20 protein-coding genes are annotated in these 20999 nt (G+C 49.4%); 17 read left to right on the top strand and 3 right to left on the bottom strand.

The genetic code is table 11. The features are described 5' to 3' along the window. Positions 1-2: 2 nt before the first annotated feature. The 8 genes from LI015_RS21875 to LI015_RS21840 all read left to right on the top strand — a co-directional run bounded on the left by LI015_RS21875 (position 3) and on the right by LI015_RS21840 (position 6675). A complete protein-coding gene (locus LI015_RS21875) occupies positions 3-422 on the top strand; it encodes a hypothetical protein (protein WP_002567724.1) in 420 nt (139 codons plus the stop codon). Between the two features lie 127 nt (positions 423-549). Beyond that, positions 550-1950 (top strand): HlyD family efflux transporter periplasmic adaptor subunit, encoded by a 1401-nt coding sequence (locus LI015_RS21870; protein WP_002567723.1) that lies wholly within the window; start codon positions 550-552, stop codon positions 1948-1950. Positions 1951-1964: 14 nt separating this feature from the next. After that, entirely contained in the window at positions 1965-2645 is a 681-nt protein-coding gene (locus LI015_RS21865) for a YggS family pyridoxal phosphate-dependent enzyme (protein WP_227126380.1), read from the top strand. A gap of 47 nt (positions 2646-2692) precedes the next feature. Continuing rightward, positions 2693-3202, top strand: coding sequence for a cell division protein SepF (locus LI015_RS21860; RefSeq protein ID WP_002567721.1), 510 nt, complete (start codon positions 2693-2695; stop codon positions 3200-3202). A 95-nt stretch (positions 3203-3297) separates the two neighbouring features. Next, positions 3298-4392 carry a 3-dehydroquinate synthase gene (aroB, locus tag LI015_RS21855; RefSeq protein ID WP_002573099.1) on the top strand — a complete coding sequence of 365 codons (1095 nt, stop codon included), beginning with the start codon at positions 3298-3300 and terminating at the stop codon, positions 4390-4392. Further along, positions 4392-4901: a signal peptidase II gene (lspA, locus tag LI015_RS21850; protein WP_002567719.1), complete on the top strand. Its 510-nt coding sequence runs from the start codon at positions 4392-4394 to the stop codon at positions 4899-4901. Before aroB ends, lspA begins: the two co-directional genes overlap by 1 nt. A 31-nt stretch (positions 4902-4932) precedes the next feature. Next, complete coding sequence (locus tag LI015_RS21845) at positions 4933-5844, top strand: RluA family pseudouridine synthase (RefSeq protein WP_227126379.1); 912 nt, start codon at positions 4933-4935, stop codon at positions 5842-5844. A 171-nt stretch (positions 5845-6015) separates the two neighbouring features. After that, complete coding sequence (locus LI015_RS21840; protein WP_002567717.1) at positions 6016-6675, top strand: cytidylate kinase-like family protein; 660 nt, start codon at positions 6016-6018, stop codon at positions 6673-6675. A 109-nt stretch (positions 6676-6784) separates the two neighbouring features. On the opposite strand, the gene LI015_RS21835 is transcribed toward LI015_RS21840, so the two are convergent. Both LI015_RS21835 and glmS read right to left on the bottom strand, forming a co-directional pair. Continuing rightward, the gene (locus LI015_RS21835; protein WP_227126378.1) at positions 6785-7318 is read right to left on the bottom strand and encodes a hypothetical protein; all 534 of its coding nucleotides are present in this window, start codon (positions 7316-7318) and stop codon (positions 6785-6787) included. A gap of 156 nt (positions 7319-7474) precedes the next feature. Then, positions 7475-9301: a glutamine--fructose-6-phosphate transaminase (isomerizing) gene (gene glmS, locus LI015_RS21830; protein ID WP_227126377.1), complete on the bottom strand. Its 1827-nt coding sequence runs from the start codon at positions 9299-9301 to the stop codon at positions 7475-7477. A 554-nt stretch (positions 9302-9855) separates the two neighbouring features. Between glmS and LI015_RS21825 the strand changes: the two genes are divergently transcribed. Next, positions 9856-11649 (top strand): NlpC/P60 family protein, encoded by a 1794-nt coding sequence (locus tag LI015_RS21825; protein WP_227126376.1) that lies wholly within the window; start codon positions 9856-9858, stop codon positions 11647-11649. Positions 11650-11689: 40 nt separating this feature from the next. Beyond that, on the top strand, positions 11690-13630 hold the full coding sequence (locus LI015_RS21820; protein WP_118018743.1) for an LCP family protein: 1941 nt from the start codon (positions 11690-11692) through the stop codon (positions 13628-13630). Positions 13631-13757: 127 nt separating this feature from the next. Here the strand turns inward: LI015_RS21820 and LI015_RS21815 are convergent, their stop codons facing one another. Beyond that, positions 13758-14483: a tRNA 2-thiocytidine(32) synthetase TtcA gene (locus tag LI015_RS21815; protein WP_002567712.1), complete on the bottom strand. Its 726-nt coding sequence runs from the start codon at positions 14481-14483 to the stop codon at positions 13758-13760. Positions 14484-14675: 192 nt separating this feature from the next. On the opposite strand from LI015_RS21815, the gene LI015_RS21810 reads away from it, so the two are divergent. The 7 genes from LI015_RS21810 (at position 14676) to LI015_RS21780 (ending at position 20998) form a co-directional block, all read left to right on the top strand. Next, positions 14676-14933 (top strand): HPr family phosphocarrier protein, encoded by a 258-nt coding sequence (locus tag LI015_RS21810; protein WP_054354278.1) that lies wholly within the window; start codon positions 14676-14678, stop codon positions 14931-14933. Between the two features lie 146 nt (positions 14934-15079). Continuing rightward, positions 15080-16174, top strand: coding sequence for a DUF871 domain-containing protein (locus LI015_RS21805; protein WP_227126375.1), 1095 nt, complete (start codon positions 15080-15082; stop codon positions 16172-16174). Positions 16175-16198: 24 nt separating this feature from the next. Further along, the gene (locus LI015_RS21800; protein WP_002567709.1) at positions 16199-18118 is read left to right on the top strand and encodes a BglG family transcription antiterminator; all 1920 of its coding nucleotides are present in this window, start codon (positions 16199-16201) and stop codon (positions 18116-18118) included. A 140-nt stretch (positions 18119-18258) separates the two neighbouring features. Further along, a complete protein-coding gene (locus LI015_RS21795) occupies positions 18259-18597 on the top strand; it encodes a PTS lactose/cellobiose transporter subunit IIA (RefSeq protein WP_002567708.1) in 339 nt (112 codons plus the stop codon). Between the two features lie 80 nt (positions 18598-18677). Further along, on the top strand, positions 18678-18998 hold the full coding sequence (locus LI015_RS21790; protein ID WP_002567707.1) for a PTS sugar transporter subunit IIB: 321 nt from the start codon (positions 18678-18680) through the stop codon (positions 18996-18998). Between the two features lie 68 nt (positions 18999-19066). Further along, positions 19067-20401, top strand: coding sequence for a PTS cellobiose transporter subunit IIC (gene celB / locus LI015_RS21785; protein WP_002567706.1), 1335 nt, complete (start codon positions 19067-19069; stop codon positions 20399-20401). Positions 20402-20473: 72 nt separating this feature from the next. After that, on the top strand, positions 20474-20998 hold the full coding sequence (locus tag LI015_RS21780) for a GrdB-related putative oxidoreductase (protein WP_002567705.1): 525 nt from the start codon (positions 20474-20476) through the stop codon (positions 20996-20998). The last annotated feature ends 1 nt before the right edge of the window (position 20999 follow it).

Here is a 20999-nt window from a genome sequence, read left to right as displayed (position 1 = left end):
GTATGGTTCAGATTATTGCAGGAAAAAAAGGTAAAGGCAAGACCAAACATCTGTTAGATATGGCCAATGCAGCAATCAAGGGGGCCAACGGCACTGTCGTATATCTGGATAAAAGTGCCCAGCATATGTATGAGTTAAACAACAAAATTCGTCTCATTAATGTCAATGAATTCCCACTTACAAACAGCGATGGATTTTTAGGATTTATCTGTGGTATTATCTCTCAGGATCACGATTTGGAGACTATGTACCTGGATAGCTTTTTAAAGCTGTCATGCCTGGAGGGAGCAGACATTTCTGATACATATATGACATTGAAAAATATCGGTGAAAAATACCATATAACCTTTGTGTTAAGTATTTCCATGGACGCTGCGGAGCTTCCTGAGTGTGCTAAGGGCGATGTGATTATTTCATTGTAATGATACATTTTCTGTGATAAAATACAGACAGGACTTATAGGCTGCCAACCTGCTGGGATTAAAATGCCTGGTATGGAGGGCAGCTTTTTGTGAAGTGATGTGTATTTTGTAAAAGGAGGCCGGATTTATGGCCAAAAAGAAAAACAAAAAAGTCGTACGTTACCGCAGGCCTCTCAACATCAACGTGGGAATGATTATCTTCTTTATCATTTTTATTTACCTGGTATTCAGCGTTTATACGTATCTGAAACGGGAGAAGATTCAGTTCTATGAGGTAGTGGACGGCGGAATCGTCAATAACCGAATCTACAACGGGCTGATTCTCCGTGAGGAGCAGGTGCGGACAGCAGACCGCTCCGGCTATATCAATTATTATCTGCGTGAGGGAAAACGTGCTTCTGTGGGAAGCCGTATTTATTCTCTGGACGAGACTGGGAACCTGGAGGCGCTGTTAAAAGAGAATGCCGAGGAGGGCAGTTCTCTTTCCGATGACAGCCTGTCGGACCTTAAAAAGCAGCTTACATCCTTTGTCCTGTCCTTTCAGAACCAGGATTTCGGAACCATCTATGACGCCAGAATTTCCCTGGACGCCTCAGTGATGGAATATTCCAGCTTCAGCACCCTGGACCAGTTAGACAAGCTGGCGGAACAGTCAGGGGCTGTCTTTGAACAGGTCCGATCCGATGTATCGGGAGTGGTATCTTACGGAATTGACTCCTTTGAATCCATGACAACGTCAGACGTGGAGGCAGCTTCCTTTGACCGAAGCACCTACGTCAAGACAGTACATAAATCCGGGGATTTGATTGACAGCGGCTCTCCGGCCTATAAAATTGTTACTTCGGAAAAATGGTCCATTGTATTTCCGCTGAGCGAAGAGGACGCGGCCCTTTATAATGACAAGACTGTCCTTCGGGTCGTATTCCGGGACTATTCCCTCAGCACACCGGCCGCCTATTCCACCTTTACAGGAAAGGATGGAGCTGCCTACGGGAAACTGGATTTTTCAAAATATATGGAACAGTTTATCTCAGACCGATTCGTGGATTTTGAGATAAAAGTGGATAAGGCTGACGGCCTTAAAATTCCTGTCAGCGCAGTGACGGACAAGAATTTTTACCTCATACCGCTGGAGTACATGACCCAGGGCGGCGATTCCTCGGAGGATGGTTTTTATAAGGAAGTTTATACGGAAAACGGCACATCCATTGTATTCGTGCCCACTACGGTCTACTATTCGGATGAGGAATTCTATTACGTGGACATGGGAGAGGAAAACGGCTTCAAGGCAGGGGATTATGTGGTCAGGCCCGAATCCTCGGACCGTTACCAGATTGGGAGGACTGCTTCCCTGAAGGGTGTTTACAATATTAATAAAGGCTATACTATTTTCAAACAAATTGATATACTGGATTCCAACAGTGAATATTATACTGTGCGGAAGAACATGAAATACGGCTTGTCCGTGTACGACCACATCGTGCTGGATGCCTCCATGGTGGAGGAAGGACAGCTGCTGTACCAATAAGGGAGGAAAACAATATGATAAAAAATCAGCTGGAAGAAGTAAGAAAGCATATTGAAGATGCCTGCCGCAGGGCGGGAAGAAATCCTGAGGAAGTGACTCTCATCGCTGTCAGCAAAACAAAACCCGTTCCCATGCTTATGGAGGCTTATGATGCCGGGGCCAGGGATTTCGGTGAGAACAAGGTACAGGAAATCCTGAACAAAAAACCGGAGCTTCCGGAGGATATCCGATGGCATATGATTGGTCATCTGCAGCGCAACAAAGTTCACCAGGTCATTGACAAGGCCATGCTGATTCACTCTGTGGATTCCCTGCGCCTGGCCCAGCAGATTGAGGCCGACGCGGCAAAGCTCGGACTGGATGTGGACATTCTTTTGGAGGTCAATGTGGCCCGAGAGGAGAGTAAATACGGGTTCCTTATGGAGGAAGTGGAGAATGCCATCATGCAGATTAAGGATTTCCCCCATGTGCATATTAAGGGACTTATGACAATTGCGCCTTTTGTAGATAATCCAGAAGAAAATCGTGGAATTTTTAAAAAATTATTTGAATTTGCTGTTGACATAGGTGGCAAAAACATTGATAATGTTACTATGAGTGTGCTCTCAATGGGAATGACTGGGGATTACGAGGTTGCCATTGAAGAAGGAGCGACCATGGTCAGGGTCGGTACCGGTATTTTCGGTTCACGATAAGGTGTTTCCCCCAGTAAGCACTTCATATAGAGATTGGAGAGTGTAAGATGAGTCTGTTAGGTAAGTTAATGGATACCATGAGATTAAATCCTGATGAGGAAGAGGATGATTACTACCTGGACGATGACTTTGAAGAGGAGGCCCCGCGCAAGGGACTGTTCTCAAAGAAGAATACGGAATATGATGAAGAAGAGGAGCAGGACAAGCCCCGGTTTTTAGGAAGATCCAATCCCAAAGTAGTACCTATGAGACGCAGCATGGAAGTGACGATGATTAAACCCACATCCATGGAGGATTCCAGAGACATCTGTGATTACCTTCTGGCAGGCAAGGCGGTGGTACTGAATATGGAGGGTATACATACAGAAGTGGCTCAGAGAATCATAGATTTCACCTCAGGAGCTACCTATTCCATGAACGGCAATCTGCAGAAGATATCTAATTATATCTTCATCGCAACACCTGATTCCGTGGAACTGTCCGGAGATTTCCAGGACATCCTGGCCGCAGGCAGCGCCATGGGCATGGATGTCTCAGGACTCAATATCCATTTGTAGTTGACAAGGAAAAAGAAGCCCCTGTACAGGGGACAAGTATGCGGCAGACCTGGTGTGTCTGCCGATTTGTTGTATAAAATCAGGAGGACACTGGCATGGCTGACAGGATAAATGTATGCAGGGATGGGAAGGCTATCTACGATATCGTACTGACCCAATCCTTTGACGGTTTAAAGGAGGCAGTATCCTGCCTTCCTGTTAAGGAACACAAAATTTGCATTGTGACGGATTCCAATGTGGCGCCCCTGTATCTGGAGGAGGTGCGCGCTGTTCTGGCCGGATGCTGCAAGTCTGTTTCGGTTTTTACCTTCCCGGCCGGGGAGGAGAATAAACATCTGGATACGGTGCGAAACCTGTATGAGCACCTGATTCTGGAGCGTTTTGACAGAAAGGATATGCTGGCTGCCCTGGGCGGCGGCGTGGTGGGCGATTTATGCGGTTTCGCAGCCGCCACTTATCTCAGGGGAGTTGACTTTATTCAGATTCCAACCACCCTGCTTTCACAGGTGGATTCCAGCATAGGCGGCAAGACCGGCGTGGATTTTGACGCCTATAAAAACATGGTAGGCGCATTTCATATGCCCAGGCTGGTTTATGCCAACCTGCGCACCCTTTTAACCCTTCCTGAGGAACAGTTCTCCTCAGGCATGGGCGAGGTGGTAAAACACGGCCTGATTAAGAACCGGGAGTATTACCAGTGGCTGAAGGACAACCGTGAAGGCATTGCTGCCAGGAATCTGGATCTGTGCCAGGCCATGGTTTATGAGAGCTGTATGATTAAGAAGCGTGTGGTGGAAGAGGATCCCACGGAACAGGGAGAAAGAGCTCTTTTGAATTTCGGCCATACCCTGGGCCATGCGGTTGAGAAGCTGGAGAATTTCACCATGCACCACGGCCACTGCGTGGGGCTGGGCTGCATTGGGGCTGCCCGTATCTCCCAGCTCAGAGGCATGCTTACAGAGGAGGAGATGGCGGACATCAGAAATACCTTCCTTTCCTTTGGAATTCCTGACGCTGCGCCGGGTCTTGTGTGGGATCAGGTCCTTAAAACCACCCAGAGCGATAAAAAGGTTGACGCCGGCGTCATCCGTTTTGTCCTGCTTAAGGCCATTGGACAGGCGTATGTGGATACGACTGTTACGGCTGATGAGATGAGGGCTGGTTTTGATGTGATAGGAGGACAGGCATAATGACAAAACAAAAGCAATCCCTGATTGCCAGCTTCCTCATTGGTTTCGCCATCCTTGTGGGCCTGGACCAGTGGACCAAGGGACTGGTGGTACAATCCTTAAAAGGCCAGAAGCCCTTTGTCATCTGGAACGGGGTATTTGAATTCTATTATTCGGAAAACAGGGGCGCTGCCTTCGGAATGATGCAGGAAAAGCAGCTTTTCTTCTTTCTCATCGCGGTCCTTGTGCTGGGAGCCGTGGCTTACCTCATATATAAGATGCCGTCAGACGGAAAATACCGTCCCCTGGCTGTCTGCCTGATGATGATAAGCGCAGGCGCTGTGGGCAATATGATTGATCGGGTCAGTCAGGGATATGTGGTGGATTTCCTGTATTTTAAACTGATTAATTTTCCTATTTTTAATGTGGCCGACTGCTATGTAACCATCGGCGCTGCCTGCCTTGTGTTTTTAATCATGTTTTATTATAAGGACGAGGACATGGCATGTTTCTCATTGAAAAAACAGTAGTATCATACATCAAACAGGAGGAGACACCCCTTTGAAACAGGAATTTTATCCAACGGATATGGAGGACCATGTGCGTATTGATAAATACCTTGCTGAAGCCTGCCCTGATTTAAGCCGCTCCTACATCCAGAAGCTCCTTAAATCAGGGCAGGTCCTGGTTAACGGCCAGGGCGTAAAGGCAAGCTATATCGTGGAGGAAGATGACAGGATTGAGCTGGAAGTGCCGGAGGCCGTGGAGCCGGAAATCGACGCAGAGCCCATGGACCTGGATATTCTCTATGAGGACCAGGACCTTATCCTCATCAACAAGCCTAAAGGAATGGTGGTCCATCCGGCTGCCGGACATTACAGCCATACCCTTGTAAACGGCCTCATGTACCATTGCAAGGACCAGCTGTCCGGCATCAACGGCGTCATGCGGCCGGGCATCGTGCACCGGATCGACATGGATACCACCGGGGTCATCATAGCGTGTAAAAATGATATGGCCCACAGCTCCATCGCTGCCCAGCTCAAGGAACACTCCATCACCCGCAGGTACCAGGCGATTGTCCATGGCGTCATTACAGAGGATGAGGGGACCGTGGACGCGCCCATTGGCCGCCATCCTGTGGAGCGCAAGAAAATGAGCATCAATTACCAGAACGGCAAGAATGCAGTAACCCATTACAGGGTTCTGAACCGTTTCAGGCAGTACACCCATGTGGAGTGCAGGCTGGAGACAGGCCGCACCCATCAGATTCGCGTCCACATGGCCAGTATCCGCCATCCTCTTTTGGGGGATGCTGTGTACGGGCCTGCCAGGTGTCCCATAAGCGGTCTCTGCGGACAGACACTTCATGCCGGCATCCTGGGGTTCATTCACCCCAGGACCGGAGAATATATGGAATTTTCAGCGCCCCTGCCGGAATACTTTGAAAAACTCCTTTGCACCTTAAGCTGAAACCAGGATGAAAAAGCGCAGTAAAAACATACTTTAATAGACAAGTTGTCACTTTTGTCGCAAAGCTTTATACTATTTTTTACTTTTTTGTACATTTCTATATACTTTTCTGAATTTTTGAGTTATAATACTTAATAGATAAAATATGACTTATGACCTACAGGACAGACAGTGCAGAAAGGGGAATGTAGAATGACAAATAATCTTATTATCACCATTGGCAGGCAGTGTGGCAGCGGCGGCAAAATGATCGGCGAATTACTGGCAGAAAAGATGGGTGTTAAGTGCTACGACAAGGAATTGTTATCCATGGCTGCAAAACACAGCGGACTTTGCGAGGAGCTGTTTGAGAAACACGATGAACGGCCCACCAGCAGTTTCCTCTACTCACTGGTTATGGATTCCTATTCCATGGGCTATACGGCATCGGGATATTCCGATATGCCTATTAACCATAAGATATTCCTTGCTCAGTTTGACACCATCAAAAAGCTGGCGGAAGAGGCCTCCTGCGTCATGGTTGGACGGTGTGCGGATTACGCCCTGGAGGACTACCCCAATGTGGTCAGCGTATTCATCACAGCCAACGACGATGACAAGATAAAACGCCTTCAGGACCTGTACAAGGTAGACGCGTCCAAGGCAAAGGACATCATGATTAAGACAGACAAACAGCGCGCCAGCTACTATAATTATTACTCCAACAAGAAATGGAGCGACCCGCGCAGCTATGATCTGTGTCTTAACAGCAGTGTCACAGGACCGGAGGGCGCAGTGGATGTCATCCTGAATTTTGCAAAAGTGAAGCAGACGTGGAGGAAACAGAAGTAGTTTCATCGAATTGCATGGAGATATGTCAACATAAGCATCTAAAACAGCAGATGCAGCAACGCCGGCAAAAGCCGGTATTGCTGCATCTGTTTTGATGTCAGTGTAAATCTTAACCCAAATCAATCATATCCTCAGCCATGGCCACCAATTCATCCCTGGTCACAATCTTATTGATGTCCATAAGAATGTAGCGTACGTCCCCGTCAATCCAGGCCAGGGAATTAGCTTCTGCCGTACTATAATACAAGTCTGTCTCCCCATATTTTATAACAGACGCATTGCTTGAAAGGGACTGGCCTGACGCTGGTTCTGCGGACAGGGAAACGGATTTGGAGGTATTATTGTCCTTTTTTATATATTTAAAGCTTATACCTTTCTGTTTGTTGACAGGAGCGCCATTTGAATCAAGATCAAATGATTCCGTAATATTTCCGCTGCCAAACAGATAACCGCCAGCCAGGCTTGCAGGCGCCTTTGGCCTGAATCCCACATCCTTTTGCAGGGTATCCCCGTCAGGAAGCGTGGAATATTGATTTTCTTCGGAACTTGAAACACTTACCTTCATTGACGGGGACGCAAAGCAGGGCACGGTGTTTGCCAGACAAATCCCTGTGATCAGCAGTAAAGCAATCTTTCTTTTCATGGCTCGTATCTCCTTTTATTTTTCAGATGCAGTATTCTTTGAATAACCGTTATGGTATGTATCATACCGTATAGTTCTCTAAACCACATCTAAAAATGCTGTATTCCGGAAATTCATGTCAGGAATCCATTCCAGAAAAAGATGAGCTGTGAGCTGTCACTCCACCGTAACAGATTTGGCCAGGTTGCGGGGCTGATCCACATCCAGATGTTTGCCGATGGAAGCATAATAGGCAATCAGCTGCAGGGCCACTGCAATGGGAAACACGGTGAAGCGGTCTTCCAGGTCCGGTATCCGAAGTTCTATATCAGCCACTCCATCCTCCACCACAGACTGTTTCTTGGCCAGAAGGATGACGTAAGCGCCCCGGGCCTTTACCTCCCGGATATTGGAAATGGTCTTGGCAAATACATGGTCCTGAGTTGCTATTGCTATGACAGGCACATTGTCATAAATCAGGGCAATGGTTCCGTGCTTCAGTTCACCGGCGGCATATGCCTCCGCGTGGATATAGGAGATTTCCTTAAGCTTAAGGGCCCCCTCCAGAGAAAAGGCGTAATCCAGACCTCTTCCAATAAAAAAGGTGTCTCTCTCACGAATCAGGTGGCGCACAAAGGACTGGATAAATTCAGACTGTCCAATAACGGTTTCCATAGCCGGTATGACATCCATCAGATCCGTCATAAATTCCCGTGCCTCATCCTGGCCAAAGGCCCCGCGGACCAGGGCCATGCGGCAGCCAATCATGTAGAGGGCAGCCAGTTGCACGGAATAAGCCTTTGTACTGGCAACAGCAATCTCAGGGCCTGCATGTGTATATAATACGTAATCGCTTTCCCTGGCAATGGTGGAACCCTTTACATTGACAATGGAGAGGGTGACAGAGCCAAGACTTTTAGCCAGGTTCATGGCGGCCAGTGTGTCAATGGTCTCTCCTGACTGTGATATGACTATGACCAGGGTGCTGGAATCAATCAGCGGATCCTCGTACCGGAATTCAGATGCAATGGACACGGTGACGGGTATACGGAGCATGGGCTCCATCAGTGCTTTTGCCACCATTCCCGCATGCATGGCTGTACCGCAGGCAATAATCCGCACCTGGGAACACTCTGCGAATAAGGAGTCCGGAATACCGTCATCTCTAAAATCCGGCAGACGGTCCAACATCCTTGGAAGAATGGTATTTTTAAGGGCTTCCGGCTGTTCGTGGATTTCCTTGAGCATGAAGTGGGGGTATCCGTTCTTCATGGCCGCGTCCATGTTCCAGCTGACCTCCAGTGTTTCCGGCTCCACACGGTTAAAGTCCATATCATATACACGGACTTTGTATGGCGTCAGGCGCACAATACAGCCCTCCGGGACCACAAAATACTCCCTGGTATAAGAAATCAGGGCCGTAAGATCCGAGGCTACAAGCGCTCCTGAGTGGGTGTAGGAAGCAACAAGGGGGCTTACCTTCCTTACGGCATATATCTCACCGGGACGGTCCGCAAAAAGGATACAAAAACCATAGGAGCCTTCAAGCATACCTGTAAAGGCTGCGATAGCCTTCAGCGGATCCTGGCCGCATCCCCTGTAAGCAGAATCCAGAACAGCCGCAGCTACCTCGCTGTCGGTCTGGGAGGCAAGACGGCCTTCCAAGCCATATTCCTGCGTTAGCTGGCGGTAATTTTCGATGATTCCATTGTGAATCAGGGTTACCTGTCCGAAGCTGTGGGGATGGGCATTGGCGTCCGTTACTCCTCCGTGAGTGGCCCAGCGGGTATGGCCGATTCCGCAGTGGGATATCTCGCAGGTTGATTTTACACATTCCCTAAGGGCGGCTACCTTGCCCACCTTTTTAATGCTCCTGACCTGGGAATCCTGGTTGAAGTAAGCAATACCGGCGCTGTCATATCCTCTGTATTCCAGTCCTGCGAGTCCCTTTAACAATACATCTTTGGCCTCCAAAGGGCCTGTATATCCAATTATTCCACACATAATTTGTTCTGCCTTTCTTTGTTAGTTACAGTTATTTTAACTGCAATTGTTGTTCCTGAAAAAGACAGCAAAAAACTAAGCTGTCTTATACAGGCAGTTTTCAGCATTCCATTTTTTATCCATTTTACTGATATCATACATCCGGTCACACTGGCTTTGTTTTGCAGTTACCCGCATATTTTCCAGTATGCAACACGCCCGGACAGCATGGGAGAGCACCCGCCGAATTTCTCGATTCTCTCTCCACCTCGTTAACCTTATAAACGGCAGCAGACGTTCCTGCTGTTCACGTACCCGCTAAAAGGTGCATGGCGCTTAGCTTTGCTATGTGTCTCTGTCCCTCCTGTGACAGATTGTGAATATTATAGCTCACTCTATTTTATGCGTCAACCATATTTTGGGTGAGCCGCCCTGCCGGTGCCCGGCATAATCCCTGTTTTATGCGCGATTTTAAAGATTCTTTAAGACTTTTGTTCTATTCATTCACCTGCCTGTGTGATATAATGAGGGGCGGTGCAATTATATGATTTATGAATCACAACAGGACGCACGACATGAAAAAAAGCGATTACATACAGGTGATAAAAAAATACAAACGAGAGATTCTGCAGTGTTCGGCCCTGGCCGTGACTGTAGTGTGCGCCTGCGCAATGTCCTATATGGCGGGGCGTTACAGCGGGAGACTGAATGCTCCCGCTGCCGGCAGCTCTGAGGGAGGGGCCGTAGAAACCACCTCACAATACATAGATCTGGCTCCGGGTTCGCCTTCCTTTCTCTTTCCGCCAGGTGCGGCCTGCCGGGATGCAACTCCCTCCAATGCGGACATGATGGATTCCCAGGTACTTAATCTGGCCTATCTCTATGAGGATGGGGCAGATTCCACGGATCCGGCTGACAGCTATGCGGGCCGGCTCTATGATCTGCTGGCTTTAAAGGACGCTTCGTGGATATCGGGTCTATATGACCTGTACAATTATACGCCCCAGCAGCTTGCAGCCCTGCTGGGACTTCCGGAGACAGCCGTCACTTCACCGTCCGGCATCATACCGGAGTTCCGGAACATATCCGTGCACTTTGTAAACAGCGAACAACAGGAAACCGGAAGCACTTCCAATGCAAGGGAAATTATTTCTATTATCAATACCCTGCATTACTTCGGCATACTTAAAGATATGAAAACAATGGAGGACTGTGCGGACAAGCTGTGGAACGCTTCACACAAGTACTCTGTGCGCATAGGCGGAATTTATTATTGTGACGGCAGCTGCCTGGACGAAGCAGCAGACGGGCGAAGGGACGCGGATGAATCCGGGACGGAAGCAGCTGGAGCTGAAACAGCTGGCGCAGTAGTAGCTGGGTCGCAAACAGCTGGTGCTGAAGCAGTTGAAGCAACAGTAGCTGGGTCGGAAACAACTGGTGCTGAAGCAGTTGAAGCAGTAGCTGGCGCAGAAACCGTTGGAACAGCAGCAACTGGAACTGATGCAGTTGAGTCAGGAGCAGCTGTGGGAGAACCAGTTGGCTCAATGGCAGCCAGTGCAGAAGCAGAAGCTGAGACAGCAGCCGTGGCCAGTTTTTCTGATGCGTCATCCGTCGGATCCGGGGATTCTGATACAGGTCCGGCAGACGGCTCCCGGACCTGTCCGGGCCATGTGGACTGTACGGTACTGGCCGTGGTCAAAGGCACTGCCGAGGCAGACAGTCTATTCCAGGCAGCAGATACACTGGAAGCTGTCAAGGCTTCCGGCTGGACAGGCTGGAATGCGGATACCAGAAACATGGCAGGCGCGCTGCTGGCCCAGGATTGGTCCCAGGAATATGGTCTTTATACAGTTGACTATCCGGTAAAAGGACTTTTGAATTCCCAGGAGATTGAATTATACATGAGTCTGGTTCCGGAAGACGCCAGCCGGCAGCGTAAAGATTTCGTGCGGTATGCCCTTACATCGGTAGGTAAGATTCCTTACTACTGGGGAGGCAAACCATCAGCACCTGGTTATACCGGAAATGGCTTCGGCTCACTGACTGTTCCGGATGAGGACGGCAGGCTTTTAAAGGGACTGGATTGTTCCGGCTGGATCAACTGGGTATACTGGTCGGTCACCGGAAAAGGGCTGGGGGCCCAGAGTACCGGTACACTTTTGGGCTGCGGTTCACCGGTAGCCAGGGATGAACTGCTGCCGGGAGACATCTGTATCCGGTTTAATCCCATGGCCCATGTGGTAATATTCCTGGGCTGGACAGCAGAGGGGAATATGCTCTGTATCCAGGAGACCACAGGCAATTCCAATAATGTGGAAGTGGGAACCGTTACAAGTAACTGGGAGAGTTACCGGCGTATTCTGGAATGATTTCCGCATAAGAACCAAATAGATAAAGAGGAGTATAATCATGAATAACAGAGAAAATGATGATGAGCTGGAACGCATGAGGGCACGTGCCAGAAGAGGCAGCGGCAGGCAGGAAGGCGGCAGACAGAGCAGCAGGGCATATCCGAGGCCTGTACAGCCAGCCGGTGAGCGCAGAAGTGCCAGACAATCCTATGACGGCCGCGAGGAGTATGACGAGGAGTACTATTACGGTGAGGAATACGACGCAGAAGAGGACAGGCAGATTGATTTTCCCATGGAGGACTATCTGGACGACGAACCTCCCATGCCCGCCCGCCGGCTTAGATCCTCTTATGGTTCGTCTGGTTCTGCCGAAGGACGGCGTCAGGCGCAGTCCGCGGGAAACAGAAATGCCCAGGGCAGGAAATCCCGTCAGCCGGGAAGTGCCTCCTCTAATCAGGACCGGGCCAGAACAGCACCGTCCGTTTCAAGAAATCAGGGGCGCACCGCAAAAAGGCAGCAGGATACTATGGAAAGGGGCAGGACATCTGCCGGACGGCAGCAGGGACAAATGGCAAAACGACGTAAAAAAGGCAGATGGAAGGGGATTCTTTTGCTCCTTCTGGTTGCATTCATAGGGTATGGAGCCTGGCTGTTCCTTCACAAACCTACAGGCTACTGGAATATAGCTGTTTTTGGAGTGGACAGCAGAGATGGCAATACAAAAAACGCACTGGCAGATGTTCAGATGATATGCAGCATTGACAGAGCTACAGGGGAAATCCGCCTTGTCAGCGTTTACAGGGATACATACCTGAAAATCAATTCAGAGGGAACCTATCATAAAATTAATGAAGCATACTTTAAGGGTGGACATAAGCAGGCAGTGTCAGCCCTGGAGGAAAACCTGGATATCAAGATTGATGACTATGCCACCTTTAACTGGAAGTCAGTGGCTGAGGCCATCAACATTCTGGGCGGCATAGACCTGGAAATCACGCCTGCGGAATTTAAGTATATCAACGGCTTCATTACAGAAACCGTCAATTCAACAGGTATTGGTTCCTATCAGCTGGAGCAGGCCGGGATGAACCATTTAGACGGCGTCCAGGCTGTGGCCTACAGCCGTCTGCGTCTCATGGATACGGATTTCCAGAGAACGGAGCGCCAGAGAAAGGTGGTAGAGCTTGCCCTGGCAAAAGCAAAGCAGGCTGACCTCTCAACTCTGACCTCGCTGGCAGGCTACATGGTGCAGGAAATTTCCACCAGCGTAGGAGTAGACGATGTACTGCCTCTGGCAAAGGATATCGGTAAGTATCACATCGGAGAGACTGCCGGTTTCCCATTCTCAAGGCAGACCATGAAAATCGGAAAGATGGACTGCGTGGTGCCCACCACCCTGGAAAGCAATGTAGTCCTTCTTCATCAGTTCCTGTACGGCCAGGAGACGTCCTACAGTCCATCCTCCGCTGTCCGTAAAATCAGCGCCCATATCTCGGAAGAAACAGGGCTTTATGAGGAGGGCAAGGCAGCTCCTTCCGGAGGCGGCTCCTCAGGAGGAAGTTCATCAGGAGATAAGGCGCCTGCTCAGAATGTACCGGCAGAGACACCTCCGCCCGAAACAACAGCGCCTGTGGAGACAACGCAGGAGAGTACCGGGGAGACGGAAGAGACAGAGGAGACAACCCAGGAGAGTACCGAAGAAACAGAAGAGACCGAAGAAGTGGGGCCGGGCGTATCAGGTAAACCCACAAAGGCTCCTGAAAGCACCAAACATACGGATGAGGAACAGGGACCGGGAAGCAGCGGCCCGGGCGGCAGCGGCGCCGCAGAACCTTCCGGCAGCCATCCCACAAAGGCCCCTGAGACAGAGAAGCCGGGCTCCGGTTCCTCCCCTGGCTCCGAATCTGATTCCGGCGGCAGCAGCCCTGGACCAGGAAGCCAGGACAACGGCCCTGGCCAGGCCCAAAGCGGTACGGACGAGGGCGGACCAGGAATCTAAAGCAGGTTCCGGTATCTGAAGCAGTACCCGGCATCTAAAGCAGTACCGGTATCTGAAGCAGTACCCGGCATCAAAGACCGCCCCGGAATAGAAGCACAGGGGAAGTGCAAAAGGATGGCCTCAGGCATTATTTCAACGCCTGGGGCCATCCTTTTATGCTGCCGTCAAGGATTGCCCGGAACATACAGTCTTTTATATGAGGATTGTCCTCCTGCAGCCTGTGTATCAGCTCCTTAATATACTGCCGCTTTGTGTATCCGTCCATGGGGCATGGGTTTTTGCATACAGGAAGCTGGTATTTGTTCCGGAATCCTATGACATCTGCCTCCGTGACAAAAATCATGGGACGGATGACGGTCAGATCCATGCGGTCCAGATAGGTAAGGGGTGAGAAGGAGTGGAACCTTCCCTCATAGAACAGTGACATCATCATGGTCTCGATCACATCATCCCTGTGATGAGCATAGGCAATCTTGTTGCATCCCATCTCCTTGGCCTTTTCATTGAGAGCGCCTTTTCGCATCTTGGCACAAAGAGAACAGGGGTTGGTTTCCTTGCGGATATCAAAGAGGACCGCGCCGATTTCTGTGGAGATGATTTCATATGGAATCTCAAATTCCCGGCACATAGCTGCCACCGGTTCCAAATCCATATTGCCAAGCCCCAAATCCACCGTAATAGCGCACAGTTCATATTTTTCAGGGTAAAACCTCCTCAGATGATGAAGGGCATGGAGCAATGTCAGGCTGTCCTTTCCGCCGGACACTCCTATGGCGATACGGTCACCGTCCTGAATCAGCCCGTATGTATCAAGAGCCTGGCGTGTCAGGCTCAGAAGACGCTGTAATTTCATGTGGGTTCCAACCAATCCTTTCTGGTCTTTTCTTTTTGGTCTTTTCTTTCTCTGCCGTTTCAGCGCCTTCGGTATTTTATCTTTACCGGAATGCTGCACGGCTTTTTCTATTCTACCTGTCAACACACCTGGTTGTCAAGAAAAGTTAACTATGTTAAAATGGGGGGAGAATAAATTAAGGGTGATGATGAAATGATAAGTTATAAATATGTAGTATCTGACAAGCAGGGGCTTCATGCTACCAATGCTATGAGTCTGAGCAGGGCGGCCGCGGAATATGAGAGCCGTATAACCCTTAAAAGCCAAAAGGGTACAGCGGACTGTAAGAATGTCCTTGCTCTCATGAGCCTGGGCGCACACCAGGGAGAAAGCCTGGAGCTTACGGTGGAAGGACCTGACGAGGGCCAGGCCTCCGGTTTCCTAAAAGGACTCATACGCACCATTTTATAAATACGCTCTGACAGGCGGCTATGATATAATAAATCCGTTTCCTAACAGCTAGGAAACGGATTTACCGCAAAATCCCCTCTTGACAGGCTATAGTTAATATCAAAGAACTGCTTTGCAGTTCAAATCTGGAAAGAGGGGTTATTATTATGGCAAGATTAGGTATTTCTATTTATCCGGAGCATTCCACAGAAGAACAGGATATAGCGTATATCAGAAAGGCAGGTAAACTGGGTTATAAGAGGATTTTTACCTGTCTTTTAAGTGTTGGTGAAAAGAGCGGTGAGGAAATCATCGGACAGTTCCGCCGTCTGGCTGACGAAGCCCATGCCTGCGGTATGGAAATCATTCCGGATGTAAGCCCCTCCGTATTTTCAAGGTTGGGAATCTCCTATGAGGACCTGTCTGTGTTCCGGGAAATGCATGTGGACGGCATCCGGCTGGACGAGGGTTTTGACGGCATGAAGGAAAGCCTTATGACCTATAATCCGCAGGGGCTGAAGCTGGAGCTGAATGCCAGCACCAAGCTGGTCTATGTGGAAAACATCATGGATCACCATCCGGACCGTGAGAAGTTAATTACCTGCCATAACTTTTATCCGCAGGCATACACAGGACTGAGCCTGAAGCATTTTAACAGGTGCAATGACAAGATGAAGTCACTGGGTCTTAAGGTGGCTGCCTTTGTATCCAGCAATGCGCCCGGAGCTTACGGTCCATGGCCTTTAAACGAAGGACTCTGCACCCTGGAAATGCACCGCGGCCTTTCTCTGGATTTCCAGGTGCGCCATATGTTTGCCACCGGCATGGTAGATGATGTGCTGATTGCCAATGCCTATGCAACGGACGAGGAGCTCCATGCCTGCGCAGCAGTCAATCCCAGCATCCTTACCTTCGGCATTGAACTGGAAAAGGAGCTGACGGACACAGAGAAACAGATCCTGGACTATGAGCCAAAGCATATGGTGAGAGGGGATATGAGCGAATACATGATCCGATCCACCTGGCCCAGGGTAACATTTGCAGACCAGTCCATTCCGGCTGGCAACACCAGGGACTTACGGCCGGGCGATGTGGTCATTCTCAATGACGGTTACCTGAAATACAAAGGAGAGCTCCACATCGTCACAAAGGATATGCCCAATGACGGCCGCAAGAACGTGATTGGACATCTGCCTGAGTATGAACATGTACTATTAGACTATATCGAGCCCTGGAAGGTGTTCGCATTCCGTATTGTATAAGACTGTAAGAGAAGGAGTTTAACCATGCAGAATAAAAGACAGGAACAGCTGCTTGCCATATTATCAGAGCGGAGGGACTGGATGACCAGCCGGCAGCTGGCCGGCCTTCTGCAGGTGTCGGACCGGACCATCCGTTCCGATGTGGAGGCCATCAATAAGCACACGGACCCGCCGCCCATTGAGTCCAATGTGCGTCAGGGATACAGGCTGTGCGAGGAGGCACGGCCTGCCCTGGCGTCAGGGGCAGAGACAAGGGAGGCAGACATTCCCCAGACTCCTGGCGCCCGCTGTGCATACATGATACAAAAGCTGCTGTTTGAGGTAAAGGAGCTGAACCTTACCATGCTCCAGAGCCAGATCTATGTCAGCGGTTATTCCATTGACAATGATTTAAAGCGCATACGAAAGATGCTGGAGCCATACAGCGGCCTGAAGCTGGTGCGGAACAAGGAATGCATCTCCTTAAAGGGAGACGAGGCCAGCAAGCGCCGTTTTTACCGGGATTTATTGGTAGCTGAGGTGCAGGAGAACTTTCTTAATCTGAACACCCTGGCCCATCTCTACAGAAGTTTTAACCTGATTGAGGTCAAGGATATCTTTGTGGATGTGCTGGAGGAATACGACTATTCCATCCATGAGTCCATGTTTCCCATGCTGATTCTCCATGCGGGGACCAGCATTGAACGGATGAACTGCGCCAATTACATCAATATGGAGGAGGGAATGCAGGGGCTGGAGGATACCATTGAGTACCAGATAGCCCAGACCTTCTTTGACCGCATTTCCAAGCGGCTGCACATAACGGTCCACGACGGCGAGGTGGGCATGTTCGCCCTGGTAATCATGGGCAGGCGGGCTTCCAACTATACCAGCGATTTTGTCAATTACAACGGAAAATGGATGAATACCAAGAAGCTGGTGGCTGAAGCCCTGGAACAGGTCTATGCCCTGTTCGGCCTGGATTTCAGGCAGGACGCAGATTTGGTGGCAGGGCTTAAAATGCATTTTCACGGACTCATCGAACGTGTCAAGAACCAGGTGCGGATGGAGGATGTGTTTGTGGAGGAAATCAAGCGCAAATATCCCCTTGTTTTTGAAATGGGAATCTATGTGCTGGAGTTTCTGGAGCAGCGGCTGGAACGGCCCATATCAGATGTGGAAAGCTGTTACATTGCCCTTCACCTGGGAGCTGCCAGTGAGCGCATGAATTCCGTGAGAAAGTACAGGGCTGTGATGATTCTGCCCCACAACCAGTCTTTTTCCGACATGTGCGTGAAGAAGATATCCGACATGTTCCGCGAACGTATGGAAGTGGTAAAGGCATTCGGCTATTTTGAGGAGGATGAGGTATCGGCCCTGGACCCGGATTTACTTCTCAGCACCTTTCCACTGGAGCACGGACTGGATGTGGAGACTGTTTCCATTAACCTGTTTGTGGACTCGGAAACAGAGTCAAAGATTCTCCAGGCCATTAACCGGCTGGATAAAAAAGGCTTCCGTCTGGAGTTTACATCCCATATCGGGAACCTGATACGAAAAGAGCATTATCACTCCCAGGTAGACATGGACCAGCCGGAAGAAATCATCCGTATGCTGTGCGCGGGCCTGGAAAAAGAGGGCATCGTGGAACCGGAATTCACGGAAGTGGTCTTAAAGAGGGAGCAGATGTCGCCCACCTCCTTTGTGAACACATTTGCCATTCCCCATGCCTTTGGCGCCTTTGCCAGAAATTCCACCATTGCCGTGGCACAGCTTAAGAATCCGGTGAAATGGGGAGCCTTTGAGGTGCGTCTGGTCATGCTTTTCGCCATCAACGAAGGGGATGCCAGAATGATTAAAATTTTCTTTGACTGGGTATCCAATGTGGTAAACCAGCCGGAGGAGCTGGCAAAATTAGTGGCTCCATGCAGCTATGAGGAATTTATTGACAGAATTATGGGTTGAATTTCCTAACAGCTAGGAAATGTCTTTAATGAAAAAAAGTGAATAACTGCCTTATAATTAAGGCAACTTAATAAGAAATGCAGCAAACAGAATGGTTTTGTTGCATTTTCTCGTTTCAAAAACAATAAGGAGGCAGCAAAATGGTAGAGGGATTAGAAATGATTTGCTTCAAGATTATCTCCAATGTGGGAGGCGCGCGTTCCAGCTACATCGAAGCAATCCAGAAAGCAAAGCAGGGAGACTTTGAGGGAGCCAGGGAATGTATAAAGGCAGGCCAGGAGATGTTCCTGGTTGGACATGAGGCCCACTTTGAACTGATTCAGAAGGAAGCACAGGGAGAGCAGGTAGGCGGCTCCATGATTCTGGTTCATGCGGAAGACCAGCTCATGAGTGCGGAAGGCTTTAAAATCATCGCGGAAGAGATGATTGCCAGCTACGAGCGAATCGCTGAACTGGAAAAAAAGCTGGAAAACCGTTAATTCATACACCGTATTTTACCCATCGGTATAAAACAGGAACAATAAAAGGAAACTATATAGATATCAAGGAGGATTTAATCATGAAACGAGTATATTTATTTTGCAGCGCAGGAATGTCCACCAGTATGCTGGCAAGCAAGATGCAGGACGTAGCCAATTCCCATGACCTTCCCATTGAAGTAGAGGCATTCCCGGACGGAAAGATTGGCCAGATTATTGATGAGAAGCACCCGGATGTGATTCTCTTAGGGCCCCAGGTCAAATACCGCTATGGCGAGATTGTTGAAAAGTACGGCGACAAGGGCATTCCGATTCAGGTTATCGATCAGACGGATTACGGTATGATGAACGGTGAGAAAGTACTGAAATCAGCGATCAAGCTCATGAAAGCAGCAAAATAACAGTCCGGCGCAGCATCTTAGCCCGCCTGTGCTAAAACAATCATAGTTGAAATGGGGGAACATGAATCATGCTAAATAAGTTAGAGTCCGTACTCATGCCGCTGGCAGAGAAAATCGGAAAAAATAAATATCTCATTGCCATCCGTGACGGCTTCCTGCTGTCCATGCCGCTGTTAATCGTAGGGTCCTTTTTCCTGCTGGTTGCCAACTTCCCAATACCGGGATGGACGGATTTCTGGGCGCGGTTTTTCGGGGACAACTGGGCATCCTATTTTTCAAAGCCCACTGACGCCACCTTCTCCATCATGGCAGTGCTGGCCGTTATAGGCATTGGCTATTCCTTCGCGGAGCAGATGAACGTAGATAAGCTGTTCGGAGCAGCCATTGCCCTGGTAAGCTGGTTCCTCATCATGCCCTATGAGATTCTTGTGGACGGCGGTTCCAGCGTCACCGGAATTCCGTTAAACTGGGTGGGGTCCAAGGGTATTTTCGTGGGAATCATCGTGGCCTTCCTGTCAGTCCATATTTATGCATGGGTAAACAAAAAGGGCTGGGTTATCAAAATGCCTGACGGCGTTCCTCCTACGGTATCAAAGTCATTCTCGGCCCTGATTCCTGCAGGTGTGTCTATACTGGTATTCTTTATCATGAATATCGTGTTTGCAATGACGCCTTATAAAAACGCATTTAACTTCATCTTTACAATTTTACAGACACCGCTTTTAAAATTGGGCAATACACTTCCGGCCATGGTAATCGCATATATATTCCTTCACTTCTTCTGGTTCTTTGGAGTGAACGGCGGTTCCGTTGTAGGCGCTGTGTTCAATCCCATCCTTCAGACACTGTCCGCCGACAACCTGGCTGCATTCCAGGCAGGCCAGCCGCTGCCCAATATTATTTCCCAGCAGTTCCAGGATTTGTTCGCAACCTTTGGAGGATGCGGTTCTACATTGTCGCTGCTCATTGCAATGCTTTTATTCTGCCACTCCAAACGTATCAAGGAATTAGGCAAACTGGCGTTTATCCCCGGCGTATTCGGCATCAATGAACCTCTTGTATTCGGCCTTCCCATTGTGCTGAACCCAATGATTCTCATTCCCTTCATGCTGGTGCCCACTATAAACATCGTAATTTCCTATTTCTGCATGAGCATTGGTCTGGTTCCCCTCTGTACAGGCGTCGCCATTCCATGGACCATGCCCGTGGTACTGTCCGGATTCCTGGCAACAGGATGGCAGGGAGCTGTACTGCAGCTGCTTCTTCTCATACTGGGAGTATTCATCTATATGCCGTTTATTAAGATGATGGATAAGCAGTATCTGGAAGATGAGGCCAAGGCTTCTGACAAATCAGATGACGATGACATTGACTTTGACGACCTTTCCTTTGACGACCTGTAGGCCGGCTGCCTTTGACGGTCCGTCCATCCTTTGACAATCCCTGTGGGGATACAAGAATATGAGGTGAAGATAATGAAAATTATTATGATATACGACCAGATACAGTCCGGTCTTGGAACAAAAGATGACACAATGGTTCCCCTAACAGGCAAAAAGGAGCCTATTGGTCCCGCAGTTATGATGGAGCCCTTCTTAAATAAGGTGGACGGCCATGTGACAGCCTGCCTGTGCTGCGGCAACGGAACCTTCTTAGCTGACCCGGAGGAGGTCAGCCGCAAGCTCTGCGCCATGGTAAACAAGCTGCAGCCGGATGTGGTTATGTGCGGCCCTGCCTTTAACTTCGCTGACTATGCGGGCATGTGCGCCAAGGTGGCATGCGACATCAACGCTACCACAAAGGCAAAGGCATTTGCAGCCATGTCTGTTGAGAACAAGGATACCATCGCCGCCTACAAGGATAAGGTGGCCATTGTGGAAACTCCAAAGAAGGGCGGAATGGGACTAAACGACGCGCTTAAGAACATGTGCACACTGGCAAAGGCACTGGCTGACGGCAGCGATACAGCGGAACTGGAACATAAATTCTGTTTCAAATAGA

The sequence above is a fragment of the Enterocloster sp. 210928-DFI.2.20 genome (assembly GCF_020554465.1).
Taxonomy (GTDB): Bacteria; Bacillota; Clostridia; order Lachnospirales; family Lachnospiraceae; genus Enterocloster; species Enterocloster bolteae.
The sequence above is the reverse complement of the archived record's forward strand: the minus strand, read 5'-3'. Positions and strand labels throughout refer to the sequence as shown.